Consider the following 12337-nt stretch of genomic DNA (forward strand, 5'->3'; position numbering starts at 1 on the left):
ATTTTAAGTTGAATAGGTTCAGCAAGCCAATTTAGTTCTTTTAACCCGCAAATTCCAGTTTCCTTTACACAAACATCATTCCAAATGGCAAAATCTTTAAAAGTGTCAAAATAAACATCATCTGCCCAATTATTATCTACATAATCTTGATGACGCAAAAGCGCTATTTTGACATACAAAGCGAGCATATATTCATAATAAGCGCCAATCTCAGAAGATTGTTTGGATTTTAAAAAACCTTCGGTATCTAATTCTATTTGTTTGAGAGCTAAACGAGCTTCTTCATCAGTAATATTATACTTTTGGATTACATCACAAGCATCCTTGCTTAATCCAATTCTTTGCGCAAAATAATCTAAATTCATCTTTCGCCCCTAAAAATTAATTTGAATACGATACATTATAAATTTGCTTTCACTTGGTGTCAATAGGGTTAATTTTAAAAATAATTAAATAAATATTAAGACTTTGAGAAACTTATTGGTTTATTTTACTAAACATAAAGATTTTTAATACAGTATGTATCAGACAATCTGCAATATACTAACATAAAATAATCTTACTAATAATTTATAGGAGTTTTAAGTTTGAAAGCAAAACAAATAATTATATTATTTTCTTTGCCGATATTGTTTTTTGTTTTAGCCTTAATTCAAGATATTTGGATTAAAAAGACAATATCCATATTGTTTTGGTTACCTGCTATAATTTATATTTTGATAAGCTTATTAGAGTTGTTTGAGTTAATAAGGTTTGACAATCTTAATGTTTTATCAAACATAAAATATGTGTCTGCTATTTTGATTATAATAATCAGTTCAATAACAAATATTGCAGTCGGATTTTCAAATAAAATTATATCCAAATATATTTTAATAATTGTTATAAATATGATCGCAATTGGAGCAATAATTGTCTTATTTATTTTTGAAAAAAGACTGCATCAAAAAAATAAAAGCTAAAAAAAAGCAGGCATGACCTGCTTTTTTATAATTTTATATTCTTATTTCAATATTAAGCATCTTATTGGCTGGTAAAGTAATGTCTTTTACTATATGCGTTTCAGGATCGTAATTTTGGCTATCTAGTCCTTTTAGTCTTTTGGTTTCTTTTGGCAGAATTAAATCAAAAGTTATTGCCCTTCTTGATTTTATCTTGGCATTGATTATACCTTTTTTCCTATCCCATTCTATGCCAACTTCAGCTCCACATCTTGTCTGAAAACCTTCTATCGAGCCTTTTTTGAAGTTTTCACTTAATGCAGGCAATAAAACTATACTGTCTTCTGTGGATGTAACCATACATTCTGAAATAGCTGAAGTCAACAAAATATTGGATTCTGGACAATATGTTGCCCAGAAATCATCATCGCCTATTCCCATACCACGCCAGTCATTGCTTGCGCATATAAAATTAGACATCATTGAGGTTCTCAAAATTAATTCTAAACATTCCATAACATCCGAAGCATTACCCATTTTGGCAAACACATTGGCTAATACGGAATAAGAAATGGAATTATGTTTATTAATTCCGCTATGCAGACGCTTTTGAGCGGTGTTATAAAATGCATTGAATCTTTCGCTGTCTAGTTTTTCGTTTCCCGGGAAAATAGGATAAAAGAGCCCAAACGAACGCGAATCATGATTATCCAATATTCGTGTTTCGATATATTCCTTAACCAATCCTTCGTTATTGATAACATAAGCAGGAATTCGTGTAAGCATATCTTCCCATTTAGGAATTTCGTCTTTATTTGTATTGGCTTTTTGGCTACCCTCAATGATATTTATTAATAATCCTTTTAATACTGCAAAATCCATTGTAGAATTGCGTGCAATTCCGATGTCATTTTCAGAAGATATATTGCCAGGAAGTCCGTCAGGAGCATAAGACGGATTGCAATCATATTTACCATCTGCTTTTATTTTTAAGAACTCTTCATAAAAGAGCGTCACTTCTTTCATAAAAGGCAAAGCGCGATCTTTTAGGAATTTTATATCACCGGTATAAAGATAATATTCATAATAAAGATTAGCGATCATGCCGCCGATGCTGACATTATGGATAATCTTTGGATCAATAATTCCCAATAAGCCTGATTGAGGTGCCACGACCTCAGGAATAAATATTCCTCTGCATCCATACAATCTGCTGGCATTTTTCTTGAGATCATCAATCATCTGCTCATAGTAATCAAAAATAGGCATCAAATATGAGCTTAATCCGCCAGTAAATGCTTGATAATACACAAAGGGAAGTCTATATGCGTTAATATATGAATTAACAGCCTTATAATCTCCGCACCATAATCCATATGGCGCCATTATACGAGAATCGGGCGAAGTAGAACTTATAAATAAATATCTGCCAAAAGCCCATAATTTTTCTATTAAAGCTTCCTTTATTTCTCCTGCTTGCGCAGCTTCGATCAGGTCTTCAATATATTCATCTCTGTCCTCGGCTTCTAAGTCAAACTCTGCGGAAGAAAATAACTTTGAAAAAGCTGAACAATGGTCTTTGAACATTCTTTCATAAGTTAATTTTATTGCAGAAAGTTCAGCCTTTAGCGCCTTCCATTCCTTTTCACGCTGGCTTTCAATGAACGGTTTTACTAAAACGAAAATTCTTTCAGCACCTTTTATCCTTATGCTGTTATTTTTTACTTCCATGCTTCCGCCATAATGCGTTATCCTTGCAACAGCACCAAATTCAGTTCCATTATCGCTTCGAGCTGATATATACATAAAGAAATTTTCGTACTTGGTCATCAGTCCTTCGGGAAGTTTGGAAATAGCCTGAGGTGTTCTGATGTTGGAACGATCATGAATATCAAAAGAAAAAACAGCTTCTATACCTTTAGGTCCTGTTTTGGTAAATTCATAAGCTATAATATTCGAGGTCATTGACACAAACAACGAACGGTCGTATTTTGTACTACCATCTCTAAAAGATACTATCGCTTCACCAGTTTCTAGATTAAGTATTCGGCTGTATTCTTTAACAGGTTTTTCCAAAGGCATACTAACTTTTAGATCACACAAAGGAAGCGGAACAGCAGGTATAGGTCTATAACCTTTGTTAATAAGTGCATTAGGAAGAATCTCAGCTGCGCGCGTATAATCGCCTTCGTCAGTAGCTCTTCTCAAATCTTTCAGCTTATCAGCTACATCCTGCAAAACACCTGTATAGCCTTGCCACCAAAGATCGCCATGATTGATAAGTATGGTTTCCTTGCCGGCCCCTCCAAAGACTGATGCACCGATTTTACCATTTCCTACGGGCAAGCCCCCGCGCCACAAAGCGCCCCACCATTCTGATGCTTTTTTGAATTTTAAAATAGTCTTGGGTCTTTTGTTGCTTGCCATATGCCCTCCAAAAGCCATTTTTATGCAATAATCTTGATAAAATTATAACATCACAAAACAATCTCGTAAAGAGTAAAACTCTTTTTATATACAAATTTGAGTATATTTTTTAAAAAATTTAGACAATTTTTTTCAATAAATAATAAAAAAAGCGGATAAAAATCCGCTTTAAAAAACAAATTAAATATAATTTATAATATTTCCAAATTCTTATGGAATGCTTTATAAAATTCTGGTGCTGAAGCAAGCGCTTCTTTTATTTCCAAAGAGCAATCCCCTTCAACTTCTGTTTTCATAATTACAGAATCACCCAAAACATCGCATGACAATGTCTTGACAGCTCCGCTCATAGATCGATCAAGGCTTTCTGCTATTCTTAAAATTACACCCAATTTTCTTACAGCAGGCAAATCTTCTTCCTTGAGAATGTCTTTATATTTATTCCATTCTCCGATATTAAGTCCATCTTTTCGATGTGCGCTTGCCACAAATGCTGATAATAATAATTCTCTTTGGGTAAGTCCGTATAGATGAGAATTCAAAATTATATAGAAAGAATGTCTATGATGATCATAATATTTTATTCTCTGACCGCAATCATGCAAAAGTGAGGCTATTCGCAATACCTTGACATATTGTCTAGGGAGTTTATGCAAAACTCTCAATTGCTTGAAAAGCTGCATAGACAGGTTATATACTTGCTCTGCATGGGCAGCGTTTTCATCAAAATATTTAATAATTGTATTTATGCTGTGTCCTAAAATATCTGAAATAGGCTTTTCTGCAGTTGTGGGAACGGCATAATTATACAAAATACCTTCTCTTAAACCGCTTGCACTTATAGTCATTTGAGTGAAATTAGTTACATTCAAAAGTCCTTTTATGCATGACAACGCGCTTATAAATATATCTGCTCTTCCGCTGGACATTCCTTTTATCTTCATGCGCTTTTCATAGTCCAGCACCTTGATCATGTCATATATGTCTATAAAATGTTCTTTAGGTATTACATAATTATGTGCAATTTCCAAAGAATAGCGCTTTAACATTCGGCTAATCTTGCCAAGGTTTCTAAAAGCTCCACCTACTCCTATTAGCTGAACATCGGGATCTAACTGCTTTAGCCATTCAACACGAGCAAGTTGTTCTGTTATAAATACTTCTATCTTCTCTGCCTGCTTTTCTGGAGGCATTGATTCATCATTGAAAAGAGAAGTTAAAGTTATTGAACCAAAAGGAATATTGGCTGTATTGAGAATGTTACGTCTATTATAATGAATAAGCTGTGTTGAACTTCCAGATATATCAATAATAAGACCTTTGGGAATATCTAATGAATTGATTACACCCTGATATATATATTTTGCTTCTTCTTCCTGTGACAAAACATTAATCTTGAAACCGCACATTGCATAGACTTCGTCCAAAAAACTCTTTTGATTTTTTGCGCGTCTTACTGCATTTGTTGCTACCGCAATTATTTTATCTACTTGATATGCATCGCAAAGTTTTCTGAACATTTTCAGGGTTTTTATTGCCTGAGCTATTTTTGACGATTTCAAAAAACCGTCTTTTTCCATATCTTGTCCTAATCTGACTGTTTCTTTGATATCATCAAATACAACAAAATAACCGCCTTCAAGGATATTTGCCAATATCATCCTAACAGAATTAGAACCTAAATCGATTACCGCTATTTTTTCCAATTTTGAATCCTCTTATTTATGTAGCCTAAATTAATTCTTTTACTTTTAGTATTATAACACAGCCTTTTACCCTTGAAAAGACCCATTTTACAAAAAAATTAAAATTAAATATTGTTTAAATAATTCAAAAAACAAGAGTAATAGTTGGATCTGTTACTGAAATAAAAGAATCAAAACCAAGTAAAGGGCTAGATTTAGATAAAAATTATATCTCTTAAAAAGAATTTAAAATTTACGCGTCCTTTTTCTCGCCTAAAATTTCAAGTATTTTTTCTTTTTTTACTGCAGAAGTAGGTCTGCATTTATCAAGTTTAACTTCACCTTTTACCAATGCTTCAGCAAAAGCTGCACATCCTGTAAAACCGCAAGCTCCGCAATTAACCCCTGCGAGATTTGCTTCAACAGCTGCTAATCTTTCGTCTTTTTTTACTTCAAATTTTTCACCGACAAATGCCAGAATAAAACCAAGTACTGCTGCTATTGCCAATACAATAAGTACCGGTAATATAAAAGTCATAAAGAAATCCATAATATATAATCCTCTTATTCTAATAATCGTTTTTAGTTTAAATACCCAAAAGCTTTTAATTAGCTTTTGGGTATCAATAATTTTTACTTAAAGAAGTCTAATCCTCCAAGACCTGAAAAGGCAAGAGCCATAATGCATGCAATAATAAGTGCAATCGGAAAGCCCTTGAAAGGCTTAGGAACATCGGCCTTTTCCAAACGTTCTCTTATACCAGACATCAAAAGCAATGCCATTAAAAAGCCTAATCCAATGCCAAATGAGTAAATTACCATTTTTACAAAGCTCATATCTAATACCAAATTTGCAGTACCTAAAACTGCACAGTTAGTAGTAACGAGCGGCAAATATATGCCTAAGGCTTTATAAAGAACTGGTATAAATCTTTTTAAAAGTATTTCAATTAATTGAACAAATGCTGCTATTATCAAAATAAATAACAATATCTTCAAATATTCAAGTTCAAAGGGCACCAAGAGATAGTTATAAATTAAATAAGAAAAAATTGATGATATTGTTATAACCAAGGTTACGGTCAAACCCATACCTAATGCAGTATTAGTTTTTTTGCTTACACCTAAGAAAGGACACATGCCATATGTATAATGAAAAACAATGTTCTCAGTAAATACGGCTGTTATAAATGTTGAAATAATCATTGAAAGAGTAGACATTATGCTTTACCTCCAGCCGCTTGAATATTTTTCTTAAGTAATGCCTGTTTGATTTTATTTTTTCTATCTATCTTTGCTTTTATAAAGTTAAAGATTGCCATAAGTATAGCCAATATTAAAAATGCACCCATAGGTTGGCTAAATATTGCAATTCCCGAGAAGTGAGGGAACAATTCTACTCCCCATATTTGACCTGCACTCAAGACTTCTCTTATAATACCCAAGAAGCACAGACCGATAAAATATCCTAAGCCTATGCTCAAACCATCAAGCATTGAAGGAAGAGGTTTGTTGCTTGCGGCAAATGCTTCTGCTCTTGCTAAGATAATGCAGTTAACAACAATAAGCTCAACAAATCTTCCGATTTCGCTGTAAATATTGGGTATGTACTTTTTTAATGCCAAATCAACAACGGTAACCAAAGTTGCAATGATGATTATATAACAAGGTATTCTAACCTTGTCAGGAATTATTTTACCTACCAATGAGATAACCAAGTTACTTATTATTAAAACGATACAAGTTGCAATACCCAGCCAAAAAGCATTAGCCAAAGTATTGGTCATACCCAAAACAGGGCACATACCTAAAACCATTACAAAAATGGCATTGTTCCTTAATAGACCGTCTAAAAATATATCTTTAGATTTCATTTTTATTCTCCCAAATTTGACAGATAATCGTTTATATCTTCTATGCTGTTATAGAAAGTACAAATCTTAGCAACCGTTGCTTTTATTGCATTTGAAGTATAAGTTGCACCGCTTACAACATCAAGATCAATTTCATCAGGATTTTCATATCCAATAAAGAAGGTTGCATGCTTTCCTTTTATTGTTTCTAAGTACTCTGTCAATTTAAATCCAATTGTATTGGTAACCTTACCATCTATTGCTGATATATTGCCTTGTTCATCAAATGCTATATAAATGGTAGATTCACCATAATCATATTTATCATTTTCATAAGCAAATACATAATTATTTAAATTATTTTTATATATTTTTACGCTTGAAACTTCATCTTTTTTAACTAAAGAAACTTCAGTAGTTCCTTCAAACATGCGCTTAATTATCTGCTCTGACAACGAAATAGGCGTAAACTCAACAGAATCAGTTGCTGAAACTTTTTTGTAAGTTGCCTTAACATGGAGTTTATATGTTGCCGCTGAGACATTTACAATATTTACGGAATAAACAGTTACATTATCTTTTGATGACACCTTTTTAATGTTTTTAGGTGCAGTTGCAACTTTTCCATCACGTGTTAGAGTAAATTCAAAATTAACTTTATTAGGATCAACTTTTTTAGTATTATTGGAAGTAACTTCAATCAATATTTCAACCGTTTGTCCAATTTCGATACCTTGTGCATCCTGTTTTGTTTTAACTGATATAGTCATCAAATCATAAGATTTTTCAGGTGCATTTAAGATTGCTTCTTTATGAGCAGCATATTCAGACATAGAAAGTTTTAATGCATATGACAATGCGTTACTGGTATATGTAGCACCTGAAACAACATCAAAGTTAGTATTTTGCAATGCATCATTTTTCAAACCTTTTGCCTTATCATAATTGATATCAATAGGTCTGGTGGTTTCGTCTTTATATTTTTGGGCAGCAATAACAGTATCATCTGAAGTATTGATTGCTGTAAGCATTACAACATCACCAAAAGAACCTGCAGTTCCTTTAGTTTGAATGATTACAATATCAGTATTTTCTCCTGCTGTAGCTTTGTAAACATTTAGAATATCTTCATTTAATCCAAGACTGTTCACATCTAGTTCTACAAATTCAGCAGAATTATCATTTATTACTGTTCTAAGTTCCTTCAAAAGTGCAGCAGAAATGCCTAGAGGCTCTTCTACTTTCCAAAAATAATTGGCAACGGTTAATATTGCTCCACAAATAATTGAGATTACGGTTAAAACCGCTACTGATTTTAATATCTTTTTCATTTTGCACCTCTTGTTGCTCTTTTTCTGCCAAAAGCACGAGGATATATATACTTATCAATTAAAGGAACTAATATATTCATAATTAGTATTGCATAAGATACACCTTCATCTGTTTTGCCAAAGACTCTTATTATTACCACTAAAAGTGCGATTCCTAATGCAAAGATCACATTTCCTCTAAAGGTATTGGGGCTTGAGGAATAGTCTGTTGCCATGAAAACAGCACCTAGCATAAGCCCGCCTGTCAGAACATGCCCTGCAACCAAAAGCATCATTTCAGAGAAGCTGCTGCCATTGGGCAATGCATCAAACAAAAATGCAAAAACAGCAACTCCGCCAATTATGATAAGAGGAACTCTAGGGTCAATAACCTTTCTAACGCTTAGATAGATATATCCAATTAATATAGCTATAACGCTTGTTTCACCAAAAGCTGCCGCACCCTTATTTCCGATCAACATGTTAAACCATTGCGAAGAAACAGCACTAGCATTTCTAGTGGATAGCCAAGTAGCTGAGCTAACAGCATCAAGACCTATGATATTGTTTGTTCCAACAGTACCCATAAAAGCGCCAAAAGAAACAACCATAAAAATACGTGCTGCAAGAGCAGGATTGGCAAAATTCTTGCCTATTCCGCCAAAAGCCATCTTTACAAACACGATAGCAAAGACAGTTCCAACCATAGGCATCCAGATATTAGCAAGAGATATTACACCAGGCTGACCACTTTTCCATACCAAAGAGGCAGGAAGGTTAAGCGCTAATAAAATACCTGTAACAAAACATGATAAATCGGTAGCTGATGAATTTTTTACAGCTTCCCAATTCCATTTATTATTTTTTATTAATGTAAATAAAAATTCTGATACAAAGGCGGTCAAACAACAAACGCCTATTAATATTAATGTTCCCCATCCAAAGAATATAACACCTGCAATAATACAAGGTATAAGTGCAATTATTACATCCAGCATTATTTTTCTGGTGGCAAATCTTGATGAAATATAAGGGGAAGTTCTTACAAATAATTTTTCCATAGTTTATATACCCCTAGTAGCAATCATTTTTTTAGATTTCTTCATTGAAGAAACCAAATCTCTTTTGGCAGGACATATATAACTGCAACTGCCGCAAAGAATACAATCCACAGCACCGTATTTTTTAGCTTCTGCCCAATCTCCAGCGATGGCAGCCGCATCAATAAACATGGGCATCAATCTCATAGGACATACTCTTGCGCACTTGCCGCAGTTAATGCACTGACTGGGTGAAACAGTATTAACCTCTTTTTCAGTTAAGAATAATAAAGCTGAAGAAGTTTTTGTAATAACATTCTCATCATTCTGAGTGCACGCACCCATCATAGGTCCGCCGTTTACAATCATAATGTACTGGGATGATTTTACTGTGCTTAACTCTTTTTCCAAAGACTTGAGTTCAGCACGAACAGCTTTTATTTCGGATTTTTGAGATTTATCTAGTTTTTCTAGTTGAGATTGTTTTTCTTTGATTTTATCTTGGATAACTTTGACATTTTCTCTAGAATCAATTGTCTTACATTCTGCCAAAACATCTTTGTATGTAGTACCTGTGCGAATCCAGTAATTTCCTTTATTCTTAACTGCACCGCCTGATACGGTTACTACACGTCTATACAAAGGCTGTCCTTCATAAACTGCATAATATACGGACAAAGCAGTATGAACGTTGTTAACCACAACGCCTACCTTGGAAGGCAATTCACATGCAGGAACAACTCTCTTAGTCAAAGCATATATAAGTTGTTTTTCTGCACCTTGAGGATATCTAGTCTTTAGACCTACTACCTTAATGTCTGTAATATTATTGGCTGCAATAACTTTGTTAAGGGTATCTATTGCATCTTGTTTGTTTTCTTCAACACCTATCAAGATATTGTGAACGTCCAAAGCAGTTGCAATATATCTTATGCCCTTAAGAATTTGTTCGGGATACTCCAGCATTATGCGATGGTCAGAAGTGATATAAGGTTCGCATTCTGCACCGTTAATAACCAAGGTATCAATTGTAACACCTGAAGGAGGTGTAAGTTTAGCTGCTGTAGGGAAACCAGCACCACCCATACCTACAATGCCTGCTTCGGCAGTTCTTGCCAAAATTTGTTCTTTTGTAGGATTGGTAAGCTTAGGCAAAAATTCAGCATTATCAGAAAAATCATTGTCTATTACGATATGAGTAACCTCACGATCACCCATAGGTCTGTTTTCAATTGCCATAACCTTGCCGCTAACAGGTGAAAAGATATTAGCGCTTATCACTCCGTCAGCACTTGCCAATAGTGTGCCTACTTTTACATAGTCACCGACATTAACTTTTACTATTGCAGGTTTTCCTATATGCTGAACAACAGGAACAAAAACTTTAGCAGGTGGGGTAAGTTCGGAAATATAGTCCCGCTGCGTAATCTTATTGGTATGCGGATGAACTCCGCCGAAAAATTTTGTTGGCATTTTATAACCATCCTAAAAAATTTTGAATTAAACCAAACAGATTATAGCACACGAAAATACGCTATGTCTATAAAAACCTTTTAAATTTAATTTAAATTCTTAAATAATATTATGCTAATCTCTTAAAAACTTTATGTAAAATTCTTTGTTTATAGACTTTTGGATAAGTCCAAAAGCTAATAAAAACTTTCTTTTTATTCTCAATTATCATCCATAAGAATATATTAATTTTATGAAGCTCAATCAACTTTTTAAAATAGAAGACAATAAACTACTTAATAAACCATCTATAAAGGAATTATTAAAACAAAAAGCACAAGGCAAAACCGACAAGGTGCTGACAATCTTTACTATTATTATTACAATTTTCGGCATTTTGATGGTGTATTCGGCCAGCAGCTACACTGCCTTAGTTAGATACGATGACAGCTTTTATTATATGAAAAAGCAGATTTTAGGAGCGATTCTGGGTTTTGGCGCAATGGCAGGACTTACATACTGCAATTATCGTGTTCTTGACAGACTAAAATTACCTATTCTAATTGTTTCAATAATACTATTAATTATAGTATTTATACCCGGTGTGGGTTTATCTAATTACGGCGCTAATCGCTGGATAGATCTGCCTGGATTTACCATACAGCCAAGCGAACTTGCAAAATTCGCTCTCATAATTTTTTCTGCAGGATATATGTCCTTTAATCAGCAAAAGATGAAAACTTTTCTTGGAATACTTCCTGTACTATGCGCAGGCGGAATAATAGCCTTGTTAATCATTTTGGAACCAAACATGTCCATAACAGTTTGCGTCATATTGCTAATGCTTGTTATGCTGTTTTTGGGTGGAACAAGAATCAAGCATTTTATTATTTTGTCAATTCCTGTTATAGCGCTTGTTCCAATACTTATAATTATAGAACCATACCGGATGAACCGCTTGTCTGCGTTTTTAAATCCATGGGCATCACCCTTGGAAGAAGGCTTTCAACTTATCCAATCTTATTATTCTCTTGGCAGCGGCGGATTATTTGGCGTTGGACTTTTTAATTCTAGGCAAAAGTATCTTTTTCTGCCTTTCTCAGAATCAGATTTTATATTCAGCATAATCGGCGAAGAATTAGGACTTTTTGGGTCTTTTTTAACAATAGCGGTGTTTTGTATAATAATTTACCGCTGTATCCGCGTAGCAATCAATGCCCCTGACAGACTGGGCTGTTATATAGCTTCGGGCGTAGGTGCTATTATCGCTATTCAGGTTGCTGTAAATATAGCAGTAGTAACTGGAAGCATCCCTCCGACAGGTCTTCCCCTGCCTTTTGTAAGTGCGGGCAGTTCTTCGCTTGTAGTGTTTTTGGGCGGAATAGGAATAGTGCAAAACATTGCGCGCAACAGCAATAAAGATATTAATGTTATTTAGTCAGGCTTTTTGAAATTAAATCGTGCACCAAATCTATAAACTTTTGACCACGCGCCTCAAAATTGACAAATTCATCAAAACTAGAACAAGCAGGAGAAAGCAAAACATTGCAAGGCGAAAGCGACCTAGCTAGTTCTACACTCTTATAGAAAGCGTCTGTAAAATTATCTGCTTCTACTGTTTTATTATTT

At 34.0% G+C, this 12337-nt stretch carries 11 protein-coding genes; 1 reads left to right on the forward strand and 10 read right to left on the reverse strand.

The genetic code is table 11. The annotated features are described in order from the left end of the window. The 9 genes from VIL26_04470 to VIL26_04510 all read right to left on the reverse strand — a co-directional run. Nucleotides 1–365, reverse strand: a 365-nt coding sequence (locus VIL26_04470; GenBank protein HEY8390189.1) for an acyltransferase domain-containing protein, incomplete at its 3' end; no start/stop codon positions are given. 630 nt (nt 366–995) lie between these two features. Beyond that, nucleotides 996–3368, reverse strand: a complete 2373-nt coding sequence (locus VIL26_04475; protein HEY8390190.1) for a glycoside hydrolase N-terminal domain-containing protein — start codon at nt 3366–3368, stop codon at nt 996–998. Nucleotides 3369–3559: 191 nt separating this feature from the next. Further along, nucleotides 3560–5074, reverse strand: coding sequence for a Ppx/GppA phosphatase family protein (locus tag VIL26_04480; protein HEY8390191.1), 1515 nt, complete (start codon nt 5072–5074; stop codon nt 3560–3562). A 232-nt stretch (nt 5075–5306) separates the two neighbouring features. Beyond that, a complete protein-coding gene (locus VIL26_04485; GenBank protein HEY8390192.1) occupies nt 5307–5591 on the reverse strand; it encodes a (Fe-S)-binding protein in 285 nt (94 codons plus the stop codon). A gap of 95 nt (nt 5592–5686) precedes the next feature. After that, on the reverse strand, nt 5687–6274 hold the full coding sequence (locus tag VIL26_04490) for an Rnf-Nqr domain containing protein (GenBank protein HEY8390193.1): 588 nt from the start codon (nt 6272–6274) through the stop codon (nt 5687–5689). Then, nucleotides 6274–6927 carry an electron transport complex subunit RsxE gene (gene rsxE, locus VIL26_04495; GenBank protein HEY8390194.1) on the reverse strand — a complete coding sequence of 218 codons (654 nt, stop codon included), beginning with the start codon at nt 6925–6927 and terminating at the stop codon, nt 6274–6276. The genes VIL26_04490 and rsxE overlap by 1 nt, the downstream gene beginning before the upstream one ends. 2 nt (nt 6928–6929) lie before the next feature. Continuing rightward, on the reverse strand, nt 6930–8237 hold the full coding sequence (locus VIL26_04500) for an FMN-binding protein (protein HEY8390195.1): 1308 nt from the start codon (nt 8235–8237) through the stop codon (nt 6930–6932). Next, nucleotides 8234–9277, reverse strand: coding sequence for an RnfABCDGE type electron transport complex subunit D (locus tag VIL26_04505; protein ID HEY8390196.1), 1044 nt, complete (start codon nt 9275–9277; stop codon nt 8234–8236). Before VIL26_04505 ends, VIL26_04500 begins: the two co-directional genes overlap by 4 nt. A 3-nt stretch (nt 9278–9280) precedes the next feature. Then, nucleotides 9281–10729 carry an RnfABCDGE type electron transport complex subunit C gene (locus VIL26_04510; GenBank protein HEY8390197.1) on the reverse strand — a complete coding sequence of 483 codons (1449 nt, stop codon included), beginning with the start codon at nt 10727–10729 and terminating at the stop codon, nt 9281–9283. Between the two features lie 232 nt (nt 10730–10961). On the opposite strand from VIL26_04510, the gene ftsW reads away from it, so the two are divergent. Next, on the forward strand, nt 10962–12146 hold the full coding sequence (gene ftsW / locus VIL26_04515) for a putative lipid II flippase FtsW (protein ID HEY8390198.1): 1185 nt from the start codon (nt 10962–10964) through the stop codon (nt 12144–12146). Here the strand turns inward: ftsW and VIL26_04520 are convergent. Then, nucleotides 12139–12337: hypothetical protein (locus tag VIL26_04520; GenBank protein HEY8390199.1), on the reverse strand; the 199-nt coding region annotated here is incomplete at its 5' end. The genes ftsW and VIL26_04520 overlap by 8 nt on opposite strands.

The organism is Clostridia bacterium, from assembly GCA_036562685.1.
Classification (GTDB): Bacteria; Bacillota; Clostridia; order Christensenellales; family DUVY01; genus DUVY01.